Genomic DNA, 24,331 nt, shown 5'->3' with positions numbered 1-24,331 from the left:
TGCGCGGCTGCGGGTTGTTCTCCCAGCGATACAGCGTCGCGCGCGGCACGCCCACGGCCTGCGCGGCCTCCTCGGCGTCGAGGCCGGCGCTCCTCGCCCGGCGCCAGCGCGCCAACGCGTCGCGTCTCATCGTCGCTGCGATATCCGGGGTCTTCGCGCCGATGAGACGCGACGCGACCCGACCGTTCCTGATAACCTGACAGGGCAGGCCGAAAACCTGCATCGGGGATCTCCTGAAGCTCGTGTTGTCGCAAACCCAAGCTTCCGGGATCCCCGATCCCGTTCAAGTCCCCTCCGTCTCACTTCTGTCCGGCCCTACACAGAGGCGTACCCGCGCCGAAGCCGCCGAATCGCCTCAATTCGGCGCCGGCCCCGCGAGCTCGTCGGCGATTCGCCGCGCGAGGGCGGAGCGGGCCTCCTCCGGCAGGGCCTGCCAGAGGGCGCGCGCCCGCGCGGCATCGTCTCCGGCCTCGGCGATCAGCCCCGCGAGGGACTGCCGATCGAGGCCGGTCGCGACCGGTGCGGCGACGGACGGCGCGGTGCCGGCAGCCGCGGGCGCGGCGCGCGGAACCGACGGCGCGGCGGGCGCGTCCGCGCCCTCCTCGCGCACGGGCGAGAACCAGAAGATCGTCGCGATGACGGCGAGCGCGCGCACCAGCGGCATGGCCATGGGTCCCCGGATGTCGCTTCCTGGTTGGCCCCGCGCGGATGAAGAGAGCGTTGCCGCGCGCGCGCCGTTCGCAGACATGGTGAATGCCCGAACGAATGCCGAGAGATCGCTCCGGCGGGACCGTCCGGTGGCGGGACGCCGCGCCGCGCGGGCGTTAACCACGCGTTCGGCATACCGCCGACCCGTCCGGGGTCCGACCCGTTCGCCTTAGGTTTCGTTTAAGCGGGGGCTGCGACAGTCCCCGCCAACGAGGACAGGGAGCGGCGCAAGCGCCGTGTTGGGCGGACGTGTTCGGGTCCATCAGCGTTCGAACGATAGAGGCGCGCCTGGGCGAGCTCGTGCACGAGCGGGTCCGTGGCGACGCGTCCGAGCGCGATCGGCACGCCCGGTTCATCGTCTCGCGAATCCTGATGGGTGCCGCCGCGCTGGTGCTGGCGCCGATCTACCTCGCCCTGCGCGGCCCCGCGTCCGTGCAGGAATACGTGGCCTTCCTCTTCCTGGCCTCGCCGCTCCTCGCCGGCGTGACGCTCGCCCGGACGGGGCGCCTGACCCTCGCGCACACCATTTCCGCCGCCGGCTTCGCCGGGCTGATCGTCTGCCTCGCCAACGCATCGGGCGGCCTCGCCTCGGCGGCGACCATCTGGCTCGTCGCCGTGCCGCTCGAGGCACTCGTCACCGGCTCGCGCCGGGCCGCGGTGAGCGCGACCATCGTCGCGACCATCGCGGTCATCGTGCTCGCGGTGCTCGACGCCATGGGCGCGCCGCTGCACACGATTCCCTGGCCCGCCACGCTGTCGGCGCCGATCTTCGCCCTCTTCGCCATCGCGCACGCCGGCTCGCTCGTGCTGGCGGTCTCCCGCGCCCGCGATGCCAATGCCGACGCGCTGCGCCGGCGGGATGCGCGCGATCGTTCGCTGCTCCAGGTGATCGACGACCTCGTCGTCTGGCACGACGCGCACGGCCACGTGCTCTCCGCCAGCGCGGCGGCGATGAAGCTCGTCGGCGCGCCCTCCACGGCACTGGAGGATCGGGGCCTGTTCTCGCGCGTCCACGTCCAGGACCGGCCGGCCTACCTGAAGGCGCTGAGCGACGCCGCCGCGGGCTCCGCGCCGGTCACCGCGCAGTTCCGGCTGCACTACGGCGACGCCCTCGCCGGCGAGGCCGGGCGCGTCGTCTGGACGGAGATGCGGGCCTACCGCGTCGAGACGGCGGACGACCGCGCCAAGGTCGTCTCCATCCTGCGCGACGTCACCGCCCAGAAGAACCACGAATGCGACCTCGAGCGCGCCCGCGCCGAGGCCGAGCGGGCGGGCGCCGTGAAGGCGCGCTTCCTCGCCACCGTCAGCCACGAGCTGCGCACGCCGCTCAACGCCATCATCGGCTTCTCGGAGATCCTCTCCACGGACACGATGGCCGGCGTCGGGCCCGAACAGCGCCGCGGCTACGCCAGAATCATCCACGACTCGGGTCACCACCTGCTCGAGGTGGTCAACTCCCTCCTCGACATGTCGCAGATCGAGACCGGGAACTTCGAGTTCGCGCCCGCACCCTTCGACGTGGCGCCCCTCGTCGAGGGCTGCATCGACCTGATGCGGCTCAAGGCGGACGCCGCGGGCGTGCGGCTCGGCTTCACGGTCGAGCCGGGGATGCCCGAGCTCGTGGCGGATCGGCGCGCCTGCCGGCAGATCCTGATCAACCTCGTCTCGAACGCGGTGAAGTTCACGCCGTCGGGCGGGCGGGTCCACGTCGCCGTGAGACGCCGGGCCGGCATGATGGCGATCGTCGTCTCCGATACCGGCATCGGTGTGCCGGAAGCCGCGCTCGCCAAGCTGGGCGACCCGTTCTTCCAGGTACACGCCGCCTACGATCGCCCGCACGAGGGCACGGGGCTCGGCCTGTCGGTCGTGCGCGGCCTCGTCGGGCTCCACGGCGGTGCGCTCGCCATCGAGAGCGCTCCCGGCGAGGGCATGACGGTGACGGTCGAGCTGCCCCTGTTCGGGCGCTGCGCCAGGTCCGGCGACGACGGCGCCCGGGCCTCCGCGCCGATCCCGATCACGGTCCGCTCGCGCGGGCGCAGGAGCGCCGCCGCCGAGGAGGTCGCGCAGGCGGTGGGCGTGCCGCATGCCGTGGTCGCGGCACCCAACGAAGATGCCGACAACGAGGAGCTGAAGCGCAGTGCCTGAGGTCATGGCGGCCCGTTCCGGACGCGACACCACCACGAGGAGCGCGCCCGTGCGGCGGCGCGCGACCGGCTTCGAAGCACGGGCTCGGCGCTCGCCGTTGGCGGAGGCGGCGCGCCGCGTGCTCGCGCGTCCCGGCCGGCTGGTGACCGGCGCGCTGTTCGCGTCCGTCGCCGGCTACATCGCGCTGAACGCGCTCGCGTTCCAGACGGCGCGCCATCCCGCGCCGCTCTTCGCGGAGCCCACGCGGATCGTGGCGACGCCCGCGCCCCGTGACGCCGGGGTCCCGCCGCCGCATGCGGCCGCGCCGACGCCGAGCCTCGCCTTCGACGTCGGTCCCGCGCCGCTGCCCCCGGCGCGCGCGCCGATCGCCGCCCCGCCCGCGCCGCCGCCGGCGCCGGCTTTCGCTCGCGACGACGATCCGATCGGGGCACTCATCCGCGGCAGCGACACGACGACCACCGCCTCGCTCGGCGCGCCCGCGCCGGACGCCCGCGTGGCCGCGGTGCAGGAGGCGCTGGTGGTGCTCGGCCACGGGCCGATGACCGTCGACGGCCTGTTCGGCCCCGCGACCCGGGCCGCGCTCGAGGACTTCGAGCGCGACGAGGGCCTGCCCGTGACCGGCGCGCTCGACGGCGCTACGCTGCGGGTCCTGGCGATGCGCTCGGGCGTGACGATCGACTGACCGCTCCGCGCCTCGCGTCCGTCGCCGCAGGAGGCAGGGAGAACCCGGGGGAGATCGCATGCGCCTGACGTCGGACTTCGTCGTCTCCGCCCTGATCCGCCAGGCGGGGATCGAGACCGTGCCCGCGGTGCTGCGCCGGCGCGGCGCGGCGGAAGCCGGGGCGATCTTCGTCAAGGTGGACCGGCTCGACGGCACCGCCGACCTCTACGGCCCGGCGCCCCAGGCGCTCGTCGAGGAGCAGGACGAGGGCGAGCGCCGCTTCGCGTCGGTCCTCACGGGTGCGACCTCGCTCGACGTCGAGGAGCGGATGCGCAAGGAGATCCGCTTCGACCCCGACCTCTGGCTCGTGGAGATCGAGGACCGGCAGGGCCGGCCGTTCGTGCCCCTCGCCCGCGACCCCGGCTGATCCGCGCACGAGAAAGCCGGCGGCCCCGAAGGACCGCCGGCTCGCGTTCATCCATCGCGCGTCGCGCGATCGATTACTGCTCGACGATGAGGTCGACGTCCTCGTCGGCGCCGAGCGGCTGGGCGTTCGGATAACGGGCCTCGTAATCCTGCATGCCCTCGATGTCCGCCTCGGTGATGCCGCGGACCATCAGCTGGTCGCCGCGCATCGACAGACGATCGAGCGGCAGCGCCACCGTGTCCTCGCCGAGGCCGAGGAAGCCGCCGGCACCGATGACGACGAGGAAGTCGTCGTTCGGCGTCGCGACGATGCGCTCGACATCGCCGAGCTCCTGGCCGCGGAAGTTGTAGACGGTCTCGCCCTCGAGCTCCGAGATCGCGACCGGCCGCGTCGTAGCGTTCACCGCACCGGTGGCCTCGACCTCGTTCTCGTCGATGAGCATGCCGCGGGCGCGATCCATCTCGGCCGTCTGCTCGGTCTCGATCTGCATCCCGGCCTGCTGCTCGGTCTGCATGCGCTCGTAGCGGACCGTCGGCTGGCCCTGCGCCTGCAGGAACTCGACCTGGGGCTCGCCGGTGCGCTCGAAGGTCACCTCCGGACGGGCCTGCGTCGTGGCGATCTGGGCCTGCTGGCCGTCGTCCTCGATCGTGACCTGGGCCTGCGACTGCTCGACCGCGACGGCGGCCTGCTGCTGCGGCTGCTCGACCTGGACCTGCGGCTCGCCCTGGCGCACCATGACCTCGGGACGACCCTGGGCCACGTCGACCTGCGGCTCGGGCATGCGCACGATGATCTCGGGCTGCGGCTGCTCGATCGTCACCCGCGGCGGCGCCTGGCGGACCAGGATCTGCGGGTTCTGCTGGCGAACCGTCACCTCCGGCTCGGCCGGGTCGACCGTCACCTGCGGGGTCGGCTGCTCGATGCGCAGGCGCGGGGCGGTGCGCTCGACGACGATCGAGGCGCCGTCGGCCTCGGCCATCCGCTCGCGATCCTGCGTCATGCGGCCTTCGGTCCCGGACTCCATGGCGAGGACGAGCACCTGCTCGCGCTCGGCCGCCTGGAACTCGCCGCCCTCGGCCTCCGTCGCGGAGCGCAGCTGGGCGACCTGCTCACGGGTGATGTCCTGGACGTAGAGACGGCCGTCGCGCAGGACGATGGCCTGCGTCGGGAGCAGGCGGTTCTGCCCGTCCTGGACCGCGACGACGGCGTAGCTCTGGCCGGAGCGGCCGATCACGATCTGCTCGACGGTCCCGATGCGGTTGCCGTTGGCGCCGACGAGCGGCTGGCCGCGCATCTGCTGGGCGGTGACCCGGCCCTGCTGGCCCTGCGTCTGGCCCGACTGGGCCTGCGTCATCTGCTGCTGCTGACCCTGCTGCTGGTTCTGCTGCGTCTGGGCCATGAGAGCTGCGGGCGCGAGGGCGGTAGACCCCACGAGCGCAGCGAGGAAAATGCGTTTCATCGCTGGCATCCTTTCGTGTCTGCCGGTTTGGCTGCCCCGGAAACACGCCAGCGCCGGATCGGTTCCTCACGCCGATGTGAATAGAGACGCCTGCTGGAAGACTAGCGTCTTGCTCTCACAACATCGTCCATGGTCGACGACGTCGCGATACAGGAAATCTATCTCAGGAGGAAGCGTGACAACTCAGACAGCGCGGCCGTTCTTGCTGTCGCGCTTGTCGGCATTCGGCTCCAGCACTCGGCTGAAGCGCGGCCGGTGACGCGAATCCGCGCCGAGCATGGGAATATGTGTGGTCCCGACGCCGCGCTGCGCGCCGATCCGCACGCCGTGCACCGCCTCGACGATCCGTGCCGCGACCGAGCGGGGCACGCCGCGGATCAGCCCCACGAGGCGGTAGACGATCGTCACCGAGCGGGCGATGCCGGGATCGAGCGTCAGGAAGATGCGGATCGTCTCCTCTTCGCCGAGCCCAGCCGCGCGCAGCGCGAGCGCGAGGAGATCGTGGCGGGCCGGTTCGTGGAAGCGCCAGTCGGGGGAGGTCTCGAGCGCGAGCGCCGCGGCGAGCGCGGAGCCGAAGGTCGCACGGTCGCCGCGCTCGGCGGCGGCGAGGAGCGTCGCGACGGTCTCCGCCGACGGGCGCGGGCGCACCGACGGGTGTGCGTCCGCCCGCGGGGCGGCGGTGATGCCCACGAGGAGGCGCGTGCGCATCGGCTCGTCGGCCTGCGCGTAGAGGCTCGCGGCGTCGTCCGCCGGCAGGTCGTCACGCGCGAGAAGCGCCCCCGCGAGGCGGGTCCGGAGGGGGATGCGGTCGCCGCGCGCGCGCTCGACGAGGGTGGCGAGGGAGCGGCCACCGAGCGCCGCGTCCGCGTTCTCGGCCAGCGCCAGATCGACCGCAGGATCGTCGCGTGCGACGAGGCGGGCGATCTCGTCGAGGGAGAGGTCGCCGCGGCGCGCGCGCGCGAGCGCCGCGACCGGGGGCTCGACCGTGTCGGCGGCCCCGGGCGCGTCCGGCGCGAGGGCCGCGACGAGCCGCGCCGCCTCGCCTCCGTGGGCGGCGAGCGCCTGGAGCACCGCGGCGGGCGTCTGCGGAAGGGCGGCCACCCGGCGCGCCACGTGCGTGGCGGTGTCGGCGTCCGCCCTCGGCAGGAGCCGGACCGCCAGCTCCGCGAACGCCGCCGCCTCGTCCGCGCGCCGGCGCGACGCCGCGAACAGGTCCGCCTGGACCCGCAGCAGCACCGGCGCGATCGCGCCGCCGTCGCGCGCGAGCGCGGAGAGCCGGGCGAGATCCTCGTCGAGGGGCGGCGGAGGCGGGGTCATGCGGCGATCGGCGCGAGGGGGCGAGATCCGTCGGATACGCCGGATCGCGTAAAGGCCGCGTTAACCGTGGCCGTCTCGCCCGCTCCACTTCCACTGCGGGAGGTGGCTCGGCGCCGCAGGCGACGAGACGGAGAGGGTGCTCCGAGAGGCGCTTCGACGAAGCCGAAACTGCACGCGTCGAGCCGGGGGACCCCGCCCCTGATCCGCTGCGCGGATCGTCCCCGCCCCAGTGGGGCGGGAGCGCGCTCCTTCCCCATCGGGGGAGGTGGATCGGCGCCGAAGGCGACGAGACGGAGGGGGTGCGCCGAAGGCGCTTCGGCGGAGCCGAAACTGCACGCGTCGAGCCGGGGGACCCCGCCCCTGATCCGCTATGCGGATCGTCCCCGCCCCGAGGGGGCGGGAGCGCTTCGCTATTCGGCCGCGACGCCGAGGGAATCGGCCTCGGCGAGCCACGCCGCCAGATCCGCCCGCGCGCGGTCGGTGAGCGCCTTCTTCCTGGCGATCGCCTTGGCCGAGCCGCGCAGGCGCTTGCCGTCGGCGCTCTTGGGGAGCGCGCCCTCGAGCGGGGGGAAGAGGCCGAAATTGACGTTCATCGGCTGGAAGGAGCGGGGCTTCGCCGGCTTGGGCGCGCCCTCCACCGCGCCGGCTCCCTCCACGCCGTCCTCGTCCTCGTCCTCCTCGGCGAGGATGTGGCCGCCGGTGATGTGGGCGGCGAGCGCGCCCATGGCGGTGGTGGGCGGCAGCAGGCGCACGGCACGCCCGAGCCGCTCCGCGGCGGCGAAGCGGCCCGCCATCAGCCCCACCGCCGCGCTTTCCACGTAGCCCTCGCAGCCCGTGATCTGGCCCGCGAAGCGCAGGCGCGGGGCGGCCTTCAGGCGCAGCGTGCCGTCGAGCAGGCGAGGCGAGTCGAGGTAGGTGTTGCGGTGGAGCCCGCCGAGCCGGGCGAACTCGGCGTTCTCGAGGCCCGGGATCATGCGCAGGATCGCGGCCTGGGCGCCGTACTTCAGCTTGGTCTGGAAGCCCACCATGTTGAACAGCGTGCCGAGCGCGTTGTCCTGGCGCAGCTGCACGACCGCCCAGGGCTTCTCGTCGGGCCGGTGCGGGTTGGTGAGGCCGACCGGCTTCATCGGCCCGTAGCGCAAGGTTTCTCGGCCGCGCTCGGCCATCACCTCGATCGGCAGGCAGCCGTCGAAATAGGGAGTGTTCGCCTCCCACTCCTTGAAGGAGGTCGTCTCGCCGGCGAGCAGCGCGTCGACGAAGGCCTCGTACTGCTCGCGGTTCATCGGGCAGTTCAGGTAGTCCGCCCCCGTGCCGCCCGGCCCGGGCTTGTCGTAGCGCGACTGGAACCAGGCCACGCCCATGTCCACGCTCTCGCGGTAGACGATGGGGGCGATGGCGTCGAAGAAGGCGAGCGCGTCGGCACCGGTGAGCCCGCGGATCGCCTCGGCGAGGGCGGGGGAGGTGAGGGGGCCCGTCGCGACCACGACCTGATCCCATTCCTCCGGCGGCAGGCCCGCCACCTCGGCGCGATCGATCGTCACCAGCGGATGCGCCTCGAGCGCGGCGGTGACCGCCTCCGAGAAGCCGTCGCGGTCGACCGCGAGCGCGCCGCCGGCGGGCACCTGGTGCTTGTCGCCGGCATGCATGATCAGCGAGCCGAGCCGGCGCATCTCCTGGTGCAGCAGGCCCACCGCGTTACTCTCCGCATCGTCGGAGCGGAACGAGTTCGAGCAGACGAGCTCGGCGAGCCCGTGCGTCTTGTGCGCCTCGGTCATACGGGCGGGGCGCATCTCGTGCAGGACGACGGGCACGCCCGCCTGGGCGACCTGCCAGGCGGCCTCGGAGCCGGCGAGGCCCCCGCCGACGACGTGGACGGGCTCGATCTGGGAAGCGTTCGACATGAGCGAGAGATGCAGGCGCGCCACCCCGGCGTCAAGCGCGGCGGGCGCGGACGACCGTGCTTTGTCGGCCCGCCGGGAAGAGCCGGCGCACCGGCGTCGTCGAGCAAGGAGGCCCGAAACGAAGAACGCCGGCACGGGATGTCCCGGCCGGCGTTCGCGGCGGCGCAGCGATGCGTCGCGACTCAGGCATGAGCGTAGCGACGCGCCACGTAATCGATGTCGCCGCGCGACAGGCCGACGTCGTTGAGCTCGCGGTCGGACAGGCGCTCGAGCTCGCGCACGGTCTGGCGGTAGCGCTGATAGGCGCGGATGCGGGAGAGAACCCAGGTGAGGAACATCGGTGGAGACTCCAGGGAGGGAACGAACGAAGGACCGGCCGCGCGGCCCCGCATCGGTGCGGGCCGTCGCGTCCTGTCTTGTGCACTGCGATATATGGAGCGGGCGCCTCGGAGTTAGAGGCGAAAGTCGAAATCAGGCATGCGCCCAGCGCATGATGCAGCCGAGAACCAGTCACAAATCCTTTACGGATGCGCTGAGCGGGACGCTCCGGGACGCCGAGTTGCCCGAATTCCGCCATGCACGTAAATCGGGAAGCGAGCGCGGCGGTCCCGAATCACCCGCCACGCTTCGGGCCGTAGGGCGGGCGCGGGATCGCCATGTGCGCCGCCCGCAGCGCCGCCGACCAGCGTTCGCGCAGATCTTGGAAGTAGGGCTCGCCCGCCTCGATGCGCCGGTTCACCTCGGGCACGAAGGCGTCCCGGCGCAGCACCACGACGTCGATCGGCAGCCCCACGCCGATGTTCGAGCGCATGGTCGAATCCATCGACACGAGCCCGATCTTGAGCGCGTCGTAGAGATCGCCGTCGAACCGCACCGCGCGGTCGAGGATCGGCTTGCCGTACTTGTGCTCGCCGATCTGCAGGAAGGGCGCGTCCTGCCCGCATTCGATGAAGTTGCCCGCGGCGTAGATCATGTAGAGCCGCATCGGGCCCCCGCGGATCTGGCCGCCGAACAGGAACGAGACGTCGAAGGTCACGCCCGCGTCCGCGAGCGCCGGGCCGTGGACGGCACGCACCTCTCGAATCGCCCGCCCGACGAGCTCGGCCGCCTTGAACAGGCTCGGCTGGTCCTCGAGCCGCGCGACGGCGCCGGTCCCGGGATCCTCCAGGCCCTCCTCGAGGAGGCTCACCACCGTCTGCGAGACCGAGAGGTTCCCCGCGCTCGCGAGCGCCAGCACCCGTTCGCCGGGGTGCTCGATGACGGTGAGCTTGCGGAAGGTCGAGACGTTGTCGAGCCCCGCGTTGGTGCGGGTGTCGGCGATCATCACGAGCCCCTGCTCGACGAGCAGGCCGACGCAGTAGGTCATGGGCGGGGCGTCCGGAGCGAGGCGGGAAGGGATGCGAGACGGGAGGCGAGACGCGAGGCGGCGGGGCCGCGGACTGCGTCAGGACTGGCTTTGCGAGCGCGATTGCGTGGGAGCCGGCGCGCCGCTCGCGGCGTCCTGCACCGACAGGCGTACGGAGAGGCTCTCCGCGCCGCCGCCGTAGCGGGCGCCGCGCACGGGTGCGCAGCCGGGCGCGTCGAGGCCGATGGCGACGCGTACGTGGCGCGGCCCGGCGCAGACGCCGAAGGACGGATCGAACGCGACCCAGCCGAGACCCGGCGCCAGCGCCTCGGCCCAGGCATGCACGTGGCCGCCCTGCACGCGAGCGGCTTCGGCTCGAGCGGCTTCGGCTCGAGCGCCCTGGGCTAGAGCGACTTGGGCTCGAGCGACTTGGGCTCGTGCGTCCGGAGCCTGCGTGCCCCGGGGCTGCCCGCCCGTCTCCTCGCCATCGGCGGTCTCCCCGTCGTCCCCGCGATGGAGATAGCCCGAGACGTTGCGGGCGGGAATGCCGAGGTGGCGCGCGCCGGCGACGAAGGCGTGAGCGAGGTCCTGCGCCACGCCCCGCTCAGCGGCGAAGGCGCCGGCGGCGCCGATCGCCGCGTCGGCGGGGCCGCGCTCCATCGTCATGCGCTCCGCGAGCGACGTGTTGAGCGCGTGGAGCGCCGCGAGCGGATCGGTCCGCACCGCCTCGCCGGCGACCTCGGCCGCGAAGGCGGCGAGCGCATCGGACGGGGCGGTCATCGGCGTCGTGCGCAGGAAGTAGAGATCCGGCGCGCGCTCCACCGTGCCGCGCACCACGCCGTGGGTCTCGTCGGTCTCGACGATGCCCGTGACACGGATCGTCAGCGCCTCGCCGGCGGTCTCGGCGGCGAAGCGGTGGACGACGTTGCCGAGCGCGTCCTCGCCCTGGCGCAAAGCGCCGTCGAGGGACGGCTCGATACGCCAGCGCACCACGTGCTGGCCCACGTGCGAACGCGGCGTCAGGCGCAGGACCTGGATCAGCCCCCGCGCCGGCTCCTCGTAGGAATAGGTCGTCTCGTGCTCGATGCGAATGCGCATGGCGCGCCTCCCCGCGAACCGCCGGTCCCGCCCTCGCGCCTCAGGTGAGGTACTGATCCGCGATGGCCGAGCCGAGCTTGTTGTTGTCGATGATGAACTCGGTGACCCATTGGTGCAGCCCGCGGCCGAACACCTCCTCGATGCGCATCGCCGAGAGCCGCGCCGCGCAGTCGCTGGCGTGGCGCTGGGCGGGTCCGCGCCGGCCGTAGAGATCTGCGACGAGGTCGAGGTGGCGCACCAGGCTCTCGTAGCAGCAGGCGAGCGAGCGGGGCATCTGCTTGTTGAGGATCAGCAGGTCCGCCACCAGCCAGGGCTTCACGCTCTCGCGGTAGACCCAATGGTAGGCGGTGTGTGCCTGCACCTCGCGCAGGATCGTGGTCCACTGGAAATAGTCGAGCGAGCCGCCGACCCGCTCCGTCGGCGGCAGGAGCACGTGGTACTTCACGTCGAGGATGCGCGCGGTGTTGTCCGCCCGCTCGATCGAGACGCCGAGCCGGGTGAAGTAGTAGGCGTCGTTCCGCAGCATGGTGCGGTACGCCGAGCCGTCGAAGTCGAGGGAGACGCTCTTCACCCATTCGAGGAAGCGGGCGAAGTCCTCCCGGCTCATGTCGGCGTTGCGGTACTTCTTCAGCTCCAGCCAGGCGCCGTTGATCGTCTCCCACATCTCCAGCGTCAGCGCGGTGCGCACCGCCCGCGCGTTGGTGCGCGCCCGCTCCAGGCAGGAGCGGATCGAGGAGGGATTGTGCGGCGAGAAGGCCAGGAAGTCGCGCACCGTGTCCTCGGTCACGGCCCCGTAGTGCTCGCGGAAGATCTCCGCCGAACCCGCGGCCTCGAGCGCGCTCTCCCATTCGTTGCGCTCGCCGTAGCTCGTCGGCAGCGCCGCGAGGCGCACGGTGGCGTCGAGGATGCGGGCGATGAAGTCCGCCCGCTCGGTGTAGCGGAAGAGCCAGAACAGGCTGTTGGCGGTGCGTGAGAGCATGGCCTCGTCCGTGGTGACGCGAAACGCGGGCGGGTGGCGGCGTCGGTGATCAGCCGTCGAGCACCCAGGTGTCCTTGGTGCCGCCGCCCTGGCTGGAGTTCACGACGAGTGAGCCCTCCTTGAGCGCGACGCGGGTGAGCCCGCCGGGCACGACGCGCACCCCGTCCGCGCCCGAGAGCACGAACGGGCGCAGGTCCACGTGCCGCGGCGCGACGCCCGAGGCGACGAAGGTCGGGCAGGTGGACAGCGCGAGCGTCGGCTGGGCGATGAAGCCGGACGGATCGTGCTTGAGCTTGCGCCGGAAGGTCTCGAGCTGCTCCTTGGTGGCGTGCGGGCCCACCAGCATGCCGTAGCCGCCCGAGCCGTTCACCTCCTTGACGACGAGCTCGGACAGGTGGTCGAGCACATATTTCAGCGCCTCCTCGTCGCGGCAGCGCCAGGTCGGCACGTTCTTGAGGATCGGCTCTTCCCCGAGGAAGAAGCGGATGATCTCGGGCATGTAGGTGTAGACCGCCTTGTCGTCGGCGATGCCCGTTCCGACGGCGTTGGCCAGCGTGATGTTGCCCGCTTGGTAGGCACCGAAGAGGCCCGGCACCCCCAGCACCGAATCCGGGCGGAAGGCGAGGGGGTCGAGGAAGTCGTCGTCGATGCGCCGGTAGAGCACGTCGACGCGCTTGGGCCCCTCCGTCGTGCGCATGTAGACGCGATCCTCGCGCACCACGAGGTCGGAGGCCTCGACCAGCTCGACGCCGAGCTGGTCGGCGAGGAAGGAGTGCTCGTAGTAGGCGGAATTGTACTGGCCCGGCGTGAGCAGCGCCACCGTCGGGTCCTTCTTGCCCGTGTTGGGCGCCACCGAGCGCAGCGTGGCTAGCAGCGCGTCGGGGTAGTTCTCCACCGGCGCGACACGGTGCTGGGCGAACAGCTCCGGGAAGAGGCGCATCATCACCTCCCGGTTCTCCAGCATGTAGGATACGCCCGAAGGCGTGCGCGCGTTGTCCTCGAGCACGTAGAACGTGTCCTCGTCCACGCGCACCAGGTCGATGCCGGCGATGTGGCAGTAGATGCCGTGGGGCACCGCGACGCCCTGCATCTCGAGCCGGTAGTGCTCGTTGCGCAGGATCAGCTCGGGGGGCACGATGCCCGCCGCGAGCGCGGTCTGCGGCCCGTAGAGATCCGCCAGGAAGAGGTTGAGCGCCTTGACGCGCTGGGTGAGCCCGGCCTCGACGCGCCCCCACTCGTCGCGGGTGATGACGCGCGGGATGATGTCGAAGGGGATCAGCCGCTCCGTCGTCTCCGCATCGCCGTAGACCGCGAAGGTGATGCCGATGCGCCGGAAGAACAGCTCCGCCTGGCTGCGGCGCGCGTCGAAGACGTCCCGCGGCGTCGTCGCGAGCCAGCGCTTGAGCTTTCCGTAGGCCGCCCGGCACGCGTCGGGCCCCTGGCCCCCATCCATCTCGTCGAACGCCGCCATCCGCTCCCTCGTCGTTCACGCCGCCCACGTTCGCCGCGGGTCGCAACCACGAGCGTAGAGGCAAGAGGCACGCCAGGGGAAGCCCCTGCGAAGGGCGGACGCGTCGGCGGCTCAGCTCGGCCGCATCGCGACGCTGGCGATCCCGGCCCCCATCAGCGCGGTCCCGCCGACCCGGTTGACCGCGCGGATCACGCCGGGGCGCCCGGCCAGCCGCCGGGCGCGGGAGGCGAGCGCCGCCCAGGCCAGGGCGTTGGCGAAGGCGAGCACCAGGAACGTCGCCTCGAAGATCAGGAGCTGGGTGAGGAAATCGCCCGCCGGATCGAGGAATTGCGGCAGGAAGGCCACGAAGAAGACGATGCCCTTCGGGTTGAGCGTCGTCACCAGCCAGGCGTGGCCGAGCATCCGGCCCGGGCGCGTCGCGGCCGTGCGCGGCTCGGCCTCCGCGGCGCCCCCGCCGCTCCGCCAGAGCCGGATGCCGAGATAGACGAGGTAGGCGGCCCCCGCCCATTTCAGGACGGTGAAGGCGGTCGCCGAGGCGGCCAGCAGCGCGCCCACGCCGAGCATCGACAGCGTCATCGCCGTGAAGTCGCCGAGCGCGACGCCGAGCGCCATCGGCAGCGCCACCCGCAGCCCCTGGCCGAGCGCGTAGGACACGACGAGCAGCACGGTCGGGCCGGGGATCACCAGCAGCACGGCGGAGGCGGCGGCGAAGGCCGCCCAGGTCTCGAAGCTCATCGGTGGTCCGTCCTCTCCTGCTCGGCCGCAGCGAGCCACGGACGGGTGCCGAACGCAAGCCGCGCGTCGGCGGTCGCGCCGCGGCGATCGCCTCGGGACGGGCTTTGCGTGCGGCCGGAAATGGGGCATCCTCGGCTTTCCCCCGAGACCGACGATCCGCACCCGACAACGAGACCAGAGTTCCGAGGGCGAGGGAAGGAAACCATGGCCGACACAACCAACGCCGATTTCGCCGGGGCGCCGGACGGCGCGCCGGGTGCCGAGACGGATGCGCGCCGGCGCACCGAGCCGGTCGTGCGTGCCATCACGCAGGACGACGTGCGCGCCGCGCTCTCCGAGGGCCTCAGCGACTTTCGCGCCGCGCCGCAGTTCGGGCTGTTCTTCGGGGCGGTCTATGCGCTGGCCGGCATCGCCCTCGTGCTGCTCACCGCCTATTCCGGGATGGGCTACCTCGCCTACCCGCTGGCGGCGGGCTTCGCCCTGATCGGGCCCTTCGTGGCGGTGGGGCTCTACGAGGTCTCGCGTCGGCGCGAGACGGGCGAGGCGCTGGCCTTCGGGCCGGTGCTCGGCGTCGTCTTCAGCCAATCGAAGCGCGAGCTCGGCTGGATGGCCTTCGTGACCTTGTTCATCATGATCATCTGGATGTACCAGGTGCGCCTGCTCCTGGCGATCTTCCTCGGCTTCCAGTCCTTCGCCACGATGGGCGAGTTCCTCACCGTCGTGTTCACCACGCCCGAGGGGCTGATGTTCCTCGTCGTCGGCAACATCGTCGGCGCCGTGCTCGCCGCCGCGCTGTTCTCGCTAACCGTGGTCTCCTTCCCGCTCCTGCTCGACCGGGACGTGGACTTCATCACCGCGATGATCACCTCGGTGAAGGCGGTGGTGACGAACCCCAAGCCGATGCTCGGCTGGGCGGCCTTCATCGTGGCGCTGCTCGTGCTCGCGATCGTGCCGTTCTTCCTGGGGCTCCTGATCGTGCTCCCGGCGCTGGGGCACGCGACGTGGCGGCTGTACCGGCGGGTGGTGGAGCCGGAGCCGGAGGGTGCCGCGGCGGCTGGGTAAGGGGGTAGTCGGGTGAGCGTGCGGGGCTGTTCAGGCCGCCCGTGCGTGATATGAGGAAGCGTCCACCTTTCGTTCCGACGCTTCCCCGGTCGCCACCCGCATGACGCCCCGCGAGTTCATCGCCAAATGGTCCGCCGCCACGCTCACCGAGAGGCAGGCGGCGCAGGAGCATTTCATCGACCTGTGCCGGCTCGTGGATCATCCCACGCCGGCCGCCGGCGACGCGACGGGCGAGGCCTACGCTTTCGAGAAGGGCGCGGCCAAGACCGGGGGCGGGGAGGGCTTCGCCGACGTCTGGAAGCGCGGCTTCTTCGCCTGGGAATACAAGAAGAAGAAGCGCAATCTCGATGCGGCGATGGACCAGCTCGTGCGCTACGCGGCCGCGCTGGAGAACCCGCCGCTCCAGGTCGCCTGCGACATCGACCGCATCCGCATCCGCACCGCCTGGACGAACCTCGTCGCCACCAGCATCGAGATCGCGCTGGAGGACCTCGAGGACCCGGCGAAGCTCGCCCTCGTCCACGCCGTCTTCCACGATCCCGACCGGCTCCGGCCCGAGCGCACCCGCGAGCGCGTCACCCGCGAGGCGGCGGACAAGTTCTCCGCGTTGGCGCTGCGCCTGCAGGGCCGCGCCGATCCCGAGGCCGTGGCGCACTTCGTCAACCAGCTCGTCTTCTGCTTCTTCGCGTCCAGCGTGAAGCTGCTCCCCGAGGGCATGTTCCAGGCGCTGATCGCCCGGGCGCAGAAGCGGCCGAAGCGCGCAAAGGGGAACCTCGACGAGCTTTTCGCCGAGATGCGCACCGGCGGCGAGTTCGCGCTGCAGGACATCGCGCATTTCAACGGCGGACTGTTCGACGGGCAGGAAGCCCTCGACCTCGACCAGGGCGACGCCGACCTCCTGATGCAGGCAGCGCGGCTCGACTGGTCGGAGATCGACCCGACCATCTTCGGCACGCTGTTCGAGCGCTTCCTCGATCCCGGCAAGCGCGCGCAGATCGGCGCGCACTACACCGACCCGGGCAAGATCATGATGATCGTCGAGCCGGTGGTCCTGCGCCCGCTGCGGCGCGAATGGGAGGCGGCGCGCGGGCGCATATCCGCGATCATGGAGAAGGCGACGGCGAAGGCGGAGGGCCTGGTCCCGAGCCGCCGAGGCGCCGTCCTCGCCAAGGCGCGGGGGGAGGCCGAGGCGATCCAGCTCGCCTTCCTGGAGCGCCTGCGCGGGCTCACCGTCCTCGATCCCGCCTGCGGCTCGGGCAACTTCCTCTACCTCGCTCTCCAGGCGGTGAAGGACCTCGAATGGCGCGCGATCCAGGAGGGCGAGGGGCTCGGCCTCTCCCCGCGCGCGCCGGAGGTCGGGCCCGAGATCCTGCGCGGCATCGAGATCAACCCGCTCGCCGCCGAGCTCGCCCGCACCACGATCTGGATCGGCGACATCCAATGGCGCATCCGCAACGCCATCTACACCCGCCCCGACCCGATCCTGCGCAAGCTCGACACGGTCGAGTGCCGCGACGCGCTGATTACACGCCGCGAGGACGGGAGCGTGGTGGAGGCCGGGTGGCCGGCGGCGGAGTTCATCGTGGGGAACCCGCCGTTCCTGGGGGGAAAGAAGCTCATTGCGGGGCTCGGGGCGGAGGAGACGGAGACGATCCGCGAGGTGTACGCCGGCCGGATGTCGCCGTTCTCCGACCTCGTCTGCTGGTGGTTCGACAAGGCTCGCAAGCAGATCGAGGACGGTCGGTCGAAGCGCGCCGGGCTCGTCGCGACGAACTCCATCCGCGGCGGTCGCAACCGGCTGACGCTGGAGGCGATCCAGCATCGGCTGAAGATCTTCGAGGCCTGGTCCGACGAGCCTTGGATCGTCGACGGCGCGTCAGTGCGCGTCTCGCTCGTCTGCTTCGCGGACGATCCGCCCGACGAGCCGATGCTGGACGGGCTCGCGGTCGCGGCGATCAATCCGGATCTAACCGCAGACTTGCCGATCACGATCGCGCGACGGCTTGGGGAGAATGCTGATGTCTCATTCATCGGAATTCAGAAGTCCGGGCCGCTCGACGTTCCGGGTGCGGTAGCGCGCCGGCTTCTGAAGGAGCCGCTCAACGTCAACGGCCGACCGAACTCGGACGTGCTGTCGCCTTGGTGGATCGGAATCGACGTGACCCGACGGCCAAGAGACTATTGGATCATCAACTTCAATGGTCTCGACGAAGGTGCGGCGGCGCGGTTCGAGGCGCCCTTCGAGGTGCTTCGTCGAGAGATCGAGATGTACGAGGCCGAGCGAGGCCGGAAGATCACCCGCGCAGACTATTGGCGCCTCTGGCGTAGCCGGCCGGAACTCTTCGGCGCCCTCGCCTGAAGCGAATGATCGTCACGCCGGAGGTCGCGAAGCACCGCGTCTTCGTCTTCCTGGACACGCGCATCGTCCCGGACAAGAACCTCACGGCCATCGCCCGCGACGACGACACCACCTTCGGGATCCTCCATTCCCGCTTCCACGAGGCTTGGTCCCTGCGGCTCGGCACGAGCCTGGAGGATCGGCCGCGCTACACCCCCACCACCACCTTCGAGACCTATCCCTTCCCCGAGGGCCTGACCCCGAACCTCCCCGCCGCCGCCTATGCCAACGACCCGCGCGCGCAGCGCATCGTGGCGGCGGCGCGGGCGCTCGACGCGGCGCGGGGGCGGTGGCTGAACCCGCCCGATCTCGTGGTGATCGAGCCGGAGGTGGTCGCGGGCTATCCCGACCGCGTCCTGCCCAAGGACGAGGCGGCGGCGGCGGTGCTCAAGGAGCGCACGCTGACCAAGCTCTACAACGCGCGGCCCGCCTGGCTCGCGGCGCTGCACGACGACCTGGACCGCGCGGTCGCCGCCGCCTACGGCTGGCCCGAGGACATCGGCATCGAGGACGCCCTCGAGCGCCTCCTCGCCCTCAACCTCGCCCGCGGCTGACACGCCCGCGAACAAATGCCGCGGCCCGCGTCCTCCCCGCAGGGGAGGACGCGGGCCGGAGGGTGGGAGGACGGCGATCCCGCTCGCCTCGCTATCGAACGGCCCCACCGTCCGCGCTTCGCGCGGACTCCTCCCCTCCGGGGAGGATCCGGGGTCGCGGACGTCGCGAACGGCGAAGTCACGCCGACCGCATCCTCGGCGCCCGGGATGACACCCGTTGTCACCCCTGCGCCGCCTCCAGCGCCACCCGCTCCGCCGGCAGCGTCCGCCCCGGCCGCGCACCGGGCTCGTCGTTGAGGTGGCAGGCGGAGAGGCGGGCCGCGGCGATCGGCTTCAGCGCCGGGCGGTCGACCGAGCAGCGCGCGAAGGCGTGCGGGCAGCGCGGGTGGAAATGGCAGCCCGGCGGCGGGCGCAAGGGGGAGGGGATCTCGCCCGTCAGCGCCGTGAAGGCGCGCTTCCTCGCCTCGAGGCGCGGCACCTCCTCGAGCAGCGCCTGGGTGTAGGGGTGGTTGGGCGCCTCGAAGATCTCGTCGGTCCGCGCCAGCTCGACGATGCGGCCGAGATACATCACCGCCACCCGGTCGGCGATGTGCTCGATCACGCCGAGATCGTGGCTGACGAAGACGTAGGTGAGGTTCAACTCGCGCCGCAGCTCGAGGAAGAGGTTGAGCACCTGTGCCTGGATCGAGACGTCGAGCGCGGCGGTCGACTCGTCGCACACCAGCACCCGCGGCTGCACCGCGAGCGCGCGGGCAATGTTGATGCGCGCGCGCTGGCCGCCGGAGAACTGGTGCGGGTAGCGCCGACGGGTCGCCGGGTCGAGGCCGACCTTCTCCATCAGCCCGCAGACGTAGGCGTCCATCTCGCCCGCCGAGATCAGCCCGTGCACCACCGGCGCCTCGCCGATGATCTCCATGACGCGCATGCGCGGGTTGAGCGAGGCGGCGGGGTCCTGGAAGATCATCTGCACCGCGAGGTCGGCGCGCCGCCGCGCGGCGCCCGACATCTTGGCGACGTCCTCGCCCTCGAAGCGCACGACGCCGTCGGACGGGTCGAGGATGCCGGCGACGATGCGCCCGAGGGTGGACTTGCCGCACCCCGACTCGCCGACGAGGCCCACGACCTCGCCGGGCGCCACGTCGAGCGTGACGTCGTCGACGGCGCGCACGACCTGCTCCTGGATACCGGCGCCGAACAGGTTGGCGACCTTCTCCGCCGCGTCGAGCGACTTCACGAAGCGCTTGTGCACATGCGACAGCGAGACGATCGGCGTCCCGGCCGGAGAGGTGATGTCGTCGCTGGTCGAGGTCCGGATCATGGCGCGAGCTCCCGCGCCGCGTCGGCGGCGGGTACGTTCAGGGGATTGTGGCAGCGCGCGGCGCGACCGCCCGGATAGGGCGTACGCTCGGGGCGGATGCCGTGGCAGGGCTCGGTCGCGTTGAAGCAGCGGGGAGCGAAGGGGCAGCCCGGCGGCAGCTTCGAGAGCTGGGGCGTCATGCCCGGGATCTGGGCGAGCGGCCGGCCACGCTTGTTGCGGCTCGGCACGGAGCCGATCAGCCCTGCCGTGTAGGGATGGATCGGCCGCTCGAGCACGTCGGCGACCATGCCCTCCTCGACGACGCGCCCGGCGTACATGACCGCGACCTTGTCCGCGAGCCCGGCGATGACCGAGAGGTCGTGCGTGATCCAGACGAGCGCCGTGCCGGTCTCGGCGCACAGCTTCTGCACCTCGGCGAGGATCTGCGCCTGGATCGTCACGTCGAGCGCCGTCGTCGGCTCGTCGGCGACGAGCACGGCGGGGCGGTTGAGCAGCGCGGTCGCGATCGCCACGCGCTGGCGCATGCCGCCGGAGAACTGGTTCGGGTAGGCCGAGAGCCGCTCGTCGGGGGAGGGGATGCCGACCTTGGCGAGCGCGTCGCGGGCGCGCTCCCGCGCCGCCTTCTCGGAGACGGCCTCGTGGGCGCGGATCGCCTCGATCATCTGCGTGTCGATGCGCAGGACCGGGTTCAAGGTCGTCATCGGGTCCTGGAAGATCATCGCGACGTCCTTGCCGCGGACCTTCTGGAGCGCCTTCTCGGGCAGGCCGACGAGCTCCCGGCCCTTCACCGTGATCGAGCCCGCGGCGATGCGCCCGGGCGGGTCGATCAGGCCGAGCACCGCGAGGCCGGTGACGGACTTGCCCGAGCCGGACTCGCCGACGAGGCCCATCACCTCGCCCGCGTCGACCGAGAACGAGACGCCGTCGACGGCGGTGACGAGGCCCTCGCGGGTGGAGAACGTGACCTTCAGGTCGCGGACGTCGAGAACGGGCGCCGTCATTTCGCGAGCCTCGGGTTGAGCACGTCGCGCAGCCGGTCGCCGACGAGGTTGATGGCGACGATGACGATCACGAGCGCCACGCCGGGGAAGGTGGAGATCCAGTAGTTGCCGGAGAGCAGGTAGCCGTAGCCGTTGGCGATCAGCATGCCGAGGGAGGGCTCCGTGACGGGGACGCCGACGCCCAGGAAGGAGAGCGTCGATTCGAGCGCGATGGCGTTGGCGATCTGCACCGTCGCCACCACGATGAGCGGCGGGATGCAGTTCGGCAGGAGGTGGCGGAAGACGATGCGCCGGCGCGGCAGGGCGAGGCAGCGCGCCGCCTCGATGTACTCGCGCCGCTTCTCGACGAGCGCCGAGCCGCGCACGGTGCGGGCGTAGTAGGCCCATTGCACGACGACGAGGGCGATCACGACCTTGTCGACGCCGCGGCCGAAGACCGCGAGCAGCACGAGCGCGACGAGGATCGCCGGGAAGGAGAGCTGCAGGTCGACGACGCGCATGACGAAGCTCTCGACGCGCCCGCCGGCATAGGCGGCGAGAACGCCGAGGGAGGCGCCGATCACGGCGGCGATCAGCACCGACGAGGCGCCGACCGTCAGCGAGACCCGCAGCCCGTAGAGGATCGCGGAAAGCATGTCGCGGCCCTGGTCGTCCGTGCCGAGATAGGCCGTCTGCCCCATGCCGAAGATCTCGCCCGGTGGGAGCATGTTGTCCATGATCGACAGGCTGGCGAGGTCGTAGGGGTTCTGCGGCGCGATCCACGGCGCCAGCAGCGCGGCCATGACCGAGAGCACGAGCACGACGAGGCCGATGATGGCGCTCCAGCTCTCGAAGAAGGACGAGACGTGCCGGCGCAGCAGGCTCTCGCCCTTGTCGGGCGCGGCGGGCGGCACGGAGGCGTCGACCGGCATCCCGGCGGCGGGGCCGGCCAGGGGGCGCGCGGAGGCGTGGGGGGAGAGGTCGCTCATCTGGTCTTCCTCAGCCCTTCGCCTCGGAGAGGCGCACCCGCGGGTCGATCGCCGCATAGAGCAGGTCGACCACGAGGTTGATGATCACGAAGATGAACACGGTCAGCATCAGGTAGGCGACGACGATCGGCCGGTCGAGGCGGTTGATCGAGTCGATCAAGAGCTTGCCCATGCCCGGATAGGAGAACACCGTCTCGGTGACGACCGCGAAGGCGATCATCGAGCCGAGCTCGAGGCCGAGCACGGTGACGACGGGGATGAGCATGTTCTTGAGCACGTGCACGAAGACGATGCGCCGCGACGACAGGCCCTTGGCCCGGGCGAAGCGCACATAGTCCTGCAGCATCACCTCGCGGGTGCCCGCCTGGGCGATGCGGATGACGAGGGAGGACTTGTAGAGCGCCAACGTGATCGCCGGCAGCAGCAGATGCGAGAGCCCGTTCCAGGTGAACATCGACAGGTGGACGCCCAGAACCTCGACCGTCTCCCCGCGCCCGCTCGCCGGCAGCCAGCGCAGCTCGACCGCGAACAGCAGGATGAGCATCAGCCCGATCCAGAAGTTCGGCAGCGAGAAGCCGAGGATCGAGGTCGACATGATGCTGCGGCCGACGAGGGAGTCGGGCTTGAGGCCGGCGATGACGCCCAGCGGCACGCCGATCAGGATCGAGAGCAGGAGCGCGACGAAGGCGAGCTCCATCGTCGCCGGCAGGCGCTCGATGATCACCTTCAGCGCGCTCTCGGAATAGACGAAGGATGTGCCGAGGTCGCCCTGGAGCGCGTTCCAGACGAAGATGCCGAACTGTTCCCAGATCGGTCGATCGAGCCCGAGCCGGGCGGCGATGGCGTCGAGCTCGGCCTGGTTCGCCTCGGGATTGGCGAGGATCGCCACCGGGTCGCCCACGGCGTAGACCGCGAGGAAGACCAGGAAGGCCATGACGGCGATGACGAGCAGCGACTGCCCGATGCGGCGGATGAGGTAGACCAGCATGGTTGACCCGGGCGCTCAGGGAACGGCGCGACGACACGGCGCGGGCTGCGCGCCGTGTCGGGAGTGGTGGAAGTGCGGCGGTCGGGTCCGACCGCCGCTGCCGGGAAAGCCTCAGCTCGCCGGCTCGACCTCCATGGCGAGCGTGTACTGGTCCGCGCGCGGCGTGACCGCGAGGCCCGGGCGGTAGGCCCAGGGCGTCACCTCGAAGTGCAGCGGGATGGTGGCGTAGTCGGCCATCGCCATCGTCGCGGCTTCCTGGAGCAGCGCCTCGCGGGCGTCGTCGTCGACGGTGGCGATCGCCTCCTTGATCAGCGCGTCGATCTCCGGGTTGGAGTAGCGCTGACGGTTGGTCGAGCCCATGCCCGTGTCCGGGTTACGGGTCGCGACGAGCGCGATCAGCGGGCTCGAGATCTCACCCGTCGCGGCACCCCAGCCGGCGAGCCACATGCCGTACTCGAAGTTGTTGCGGCGCGAGAAGAACGTCGACGCCGTCATCGCGTCGACCGTCGTGGTGATGCCGATGCGGGCGAGCATCTGCGCCACCGCCTGGGCGACCTTCTCGTCGTTCATGTAGCGGTCGTTCGGCGCCGAGAGCACGAGCCCGAAGCCGTTCGGGTAGCCAGCCTCGGCGAGCAGCGCGCGCGACGCCTCCGGATCGTAGGGATCGACCGGCGTATCCTCGCGGGTGCCGAACATCGGGTAGGGCAGGAGGTCGCCGGCGGGAACCGCGAGCGTGCCCATGATGCGCGCCGCGATCGCCTGGCGGTCGATCGCCTTCGAGATCGCCTCACGCACGCGCACGTCCGTGAAGGGGTTCTTGCCGTCCGTGCCGGTGACGCCCGGGGGGACGTGGCCGTCCTCGGAGTGGTTGTCGAGGTGGAGGTAGATGACGCGGTTCGACAGGCCCTGGGCGATCTCGAAGCCGTCGCGGCGCAGGCGGTCGAAGTCCTGCACGGGCGGCGACTCGATCACGTCCACGTCGCCCGACAGGAGCGCCGCGACGCGCGCGCCCTCGTTGGCGATCGGGCGCAGGGTGACCTCCTCCCAGGTCGGCGTGCCGTCCCAGTAGTTCTCGTTGCGCGACAGCACGATCGCGTCGCCGCGCACGTAGCTCTCGAGCTTGTAGGGGCCGGTGCCGATCGCCTTGGCGGGATCGTTGAAGTCGGCCGCCTGCGGCGGCGTGCCGAGGTTCTCGCAGCCGCCCTGCCCGTAGACGACGCCCTCGCCGCCGAAGGACTCGGCCGAGATGATGCCGACGCTCGCGAGATTGGTCGGCAGCAGCGGCACCGGGCCGTTCGTCTCGAACACGATCGTGTGCGGGTCCTCGATCGTGACGCCGGAGATGCCGGCGACGAAGCTCGTGAAGGACGACGGCGAGTTCTCGACGGTGGGCACGCGGCAGATCGTGTAGACGACGTCCGTCGCGTCGAACGGCGTGCCGTCGGAGAAGGTGACGCCCTCGCGCAGGTTGAAGCGCCAGGTGGTCTCGTCGATCGCCTCCCAATCGCTGGCCAGGCTCGCCACGTTCTGCTGGTTCTCGTCGGCCTGGGTCAGGCCTTCGAAGATGTGCATGCGCAGCGAGTTGTTGGGGCCGAGGTTGTGGAAGTGCGGATCGACCGCCGTCGGCTCCGAGGTGAGGCCGACGGTGAGGCTCTGCGACAGAGCCGGGGTGGCGAAGATCATCGCGAGGGGCAGGCTCGCGAGCGCGAGCCGCTTGGCGGTACGGTGCATGTCGTCACGTCTCCTCTGGTTCCTGCCGAGGCGTACTCTACGGCCGCCGGCAGGTCTTTCTTGGG

22 protein-coding genes are annotated in these 24,331 nt (G+C 71.4%); 6 read left to right on the top strand and 16 right to left on the bottom strand.

Going from position 1 to position 24,331, the window contains the following annotated elements:
- On the bottom strand, positions 1-223 hold a 223-nt coding region (locus G407_RS32820), incomplete at its 3' end, for a helix-turn-helix domain-containing protein (protein ID WP_210163053.1).
- A gap of 132 nt (positions 224-355) precedes the next feature.
- Positions 356-670 (bottom strand): hypothetical protein, encoded by a 315-nt coding sequence (locus tag G407_RS0101570; protein ID WP_029029398.1) that lies wholly within the window; start codon positions 668-670, stop codon positions 356-358.
- A gap of 338 nt (positions 671-1,008) precedes the next feature.
- Between G407_RS0101570 and G407_RS25105 the strand changes: the two genes are divergently transcribed.
- The 3 genes from G407_RS25105 (at position 1,009) to G407_RS0101555 (ending at position 3,941) form a co-directional block, all read left to right on the top strand.
- Entirely contained in the window at positions 1,009-2,853 is a 1,845-nt protein-coding gene (locus tag G407_RS25105; RefSeq protein ID WP_245258994.1) for a sensor histidine kinase, read from the top strand.
- Positions 2,854-2,971: 118 nt separating this feature from the next.
- Positions 2,972-3,535, top strand: coding sequence for a peptidoglycan-binding domain-containing protein (locus tag G407_RS30090; protein ID WP_156917433.1), 564 nt, complete (start codon positions 2,972-2,974; stop codon positions 3,533-3,535).
- Positions 3,536-3,593: 58 nt separating this feature from the next.
- Entirely contained in the window at positions 3,594-3,941 is a 348-nt protein-coding gene (locus tag G407_RS0101555; RefSeq protein ID WP_029029397.1) for a DUF1491 family protein, read from the top strand.
- A 73-nt stretch (positions 3,942-4,014) separates the two neighbouring features.
- On the opposite strand, the gene G407_RS30085 is transcribed toward G407_RS0101555, so the two are convergent.
- The 9 genes from G407_RS30085 to G407_RS0101510 all read right to left on the bottom strand — a co-directional run bounded on the left by G407_RS30085 (position 4,015) and on the right by G407_RS0101510 (position 14,246).
- Positions 4,015-5,400, bottom strand: a complete 1,386-nt coding sequence (locus G407_RS30085) for a PRC-barrel domain-containing protein (protein ID WP_052340812.1) — start codon at positions 5,398-5,400, stop codon at positions 4,015-4,017.
- Positions 5,401-5,583: 183 nt separating this feature from the next.
- Positions 5,584-6,717: a DUF2336 domain-containing protein gene (locus G407_RS25090; protein ID WP_052340811.1), complete on the bottom strand. Its 1,134-nt coding sequence runs from the start codon at positions 6,715-6,717 to the stop codon at positions 5,584-5,586.
- Positions 6,718-7,127: 410 nt separating this feature from the next.
- A complete protein-coding gene (trmFO, locus tag G407_RS0101540) occupies positions 7,128-8,618 on the bottom strand; it encodes a methylenetetrahydrofolate--tRNA-(uracil(54)-C(5))-methyltransferase (FADH(2)-oxidizing) TrmFO (RefSeq protein WP_029029396.1) in 1,491 nt (496 codons plus the stop codon).
- A gap of 182 nt (positions 8,619-8,800) precedes the next feature.
- Complete coding sequence (locus tag G407_RS30890; protein WP_084327169.1) at positions 8,801-8,956, bottom strand: DUF1127 domain-containing protein; 156 nt, start codon at positions 8,954-8,956, stop codon at positions 8,801-8,803.
- Between the two features lie 275 nt (positions 8,957-9,231).
- Positions 9,232-9,984 carry a proteasome-type protease gene (locus G407_RS0101530; RefSeq protein ID WP_029029395.1) on the bottom strand — a complete coding sequence of 251 codons (753 nt, stop codon included), beginning with the start codon at positions 9,982-9,984 and terminating at the stop codon, positions 9,232-9,234.
- 78 nt (positions 9,985-10,062) lie between these two features.
- Positions 10,063-11,061 (bottom strand): transglutaminase family protein, encoded by a 999-nt coding sequence (locus G407_RS0101525; protein WP_029029394.1) that lies wholly within the window; start codon positions 11,059-11,061, stop codon positions 10,063-10,065.
- Positions 11,062-11,101: 40 nt separating this feature from the next.
- Positions 11,102-12,040 carry an alpha-E domain-containing protein gene (locus G407_RS0101520; RefSeq protein ID WP_029029393.1) on the bottom strand — a complete coding sequence of 313 codons (939 nt, stop codon included), beginning with the start codon at positions 12,038-12,040 and terminating at the stop codon, positions 11,102-11,104.
- 49 nt (positions 12,041-12,089) lie between these two features.
- Positions 12,090-13,511 carry a circularly permuted type 2 ATP-grasp protein gene (locus G407_RS0101515; protein ID WP_029029392.1) on the bottom strand — a complete coding sequence of 474 codons (1,422 nt, stop codon included), beginning with the start codon at positions 13,509-13,511 and terminating at the stop codon, positions 12,090-12,092.
- 111 nt (positions 13,512-13,622) lie between these two features.
- Positions 13,623-14,246 carry a LysE family translocator gene (locus G407_RS0101510; RefSeq protein WP_029029391.1) on the bottom strand — a complete coding sequence of 208 codons (624 nt, stop codon included), beginning with the start codon at positions 14,244-14,246 and terminating at the stop codon, positions 13,623-13,625.
- A 204-nt stretch (positions 14,247-14,450) separates the two neighbouring features.
- Between G407_RS0101510 and G407_RS0101505 the strand changes: the two genes are divergently transcribed.
- From G407_RS0101505 to G407_RS32240, 3 genes are all read left to right on the top strand, one after another.
- Positions 14,451-15,308 (top strand): DUF2189 domain-containing protein, encoded by an 858-nt coding sequence (locus tag G407_RS0101505; protein WP_084327167.1) that lies wholly within the window; start codon positions 14,451-14,453, stop codon positions 15,306-15,308.
- Positions 15,309-15,408: 100 nt separating this feature from the next.
- Positions 15,409-17,667: a class I SAM-dependent DNA methyltransferase gene (locus G407_RS25085; RefSeq protein ID WP_210163052.1), complete on the top strand. Its 2,259-nt coding sequence runs from the start codon at positions 15,409-15,411 to the stop codon at positions 17,665-17,667.
- Between the two features lie 5 nt (positions 17,668-17,672).
- The gene (locus G407_RS32240) at positions 17,673-18,260 is read left to right on the top strand and encodes a class I SAM-dependent DNA methyltransferase (protein ID WP_210163051.1); all 588 of its coding nucleotides are present in this window, start codon (positions 17,673-17,675) and stop codon (positions 18,258-18,260) included.
- A gap of 220 nt (positions 18,261-18,480) precedes the next feature.
- Here the strand turns inward: G407_RS32240 and G407_RS25080 are convergent, their stop codons facing one another.
- The 5 genes from G407_RS25080 to G407_RS0101475 all read right to left on the bottom strand — a co-directional run bounded on the left by G407_RS25080 (position 18,481) and on the right by G407_RS0101475 (position 24,266).
- Entirely contained in the window at positions 18,481-19,578 is a 1,098-nt protein-coding gene (locus tag G407_RS25080; RefSeq protein WP_084327165.1) for an ABC transporter ATP-binding protein, read from the bottom strand.
- Entirely contained in the window at positions 19,575-20,579 is a 1,005-nt protein-coding gene (locus G407_RS0101490; RefSeq protein ID WP_029029389.1) for an ABC transporter ATP-binding protein, read from the bottom strand. Before G407_RS0101490 ends, G407_RS25080 begins: the two co-directional genes overlap by 4 nt.
- Entirely contained in the window at positions 20,576-21,490 is a 915-nt protein-coding gene (locus G407_RS0101485; RefSeq protein ID WP_029029388.1) for an ABC transporter permease, read from the bottom strand. The genes G407_RS0101490 and G407_RS0101485 overlap by 4 nt, the downstream gene beginning before the upstream one ends.
- A 67-nt stretch (positions 21,491-21,557) precedes the next feature.
- A complete protein-coding gene (locus G407_RS0101480; protein WP_029029387.1) occupies positions 21,558-22,535 on the bottom strand; it encodes an ABC transporter permease in 978 nt (325 codons plus the stop codon).
- A 111-nt stretch (positions 22,536-22,646) separates the two neighbouring features.
- Positions 22,647-24,266, bottom strand: coding sequence for an ABC transporter substrate-binding protein (locus tag G407_RS0101475; protein WP_029029386.1), 1,620 nt, complete (start codon positions 24,264-24,266; stop codon positions 22,647-22,649).
- Between the last annotated feature and the right edge of the window lie 65 nt (positions 24,267-24,331).

The organism is Salinarimonas rosea DSM 21201, from assembly GCF_000429045.1.
GTDB lineage: Bacteria > Pseudomonadota > Alphaproteobacteria > Rhizobiales > Beijerinckiaceae > Salinarimonas > Salinarimonas rosea.
Note: the sequence above shows the minus strand (reverse complement) of the source record. Positions and strands in the feature narration are given on the sequence as shown.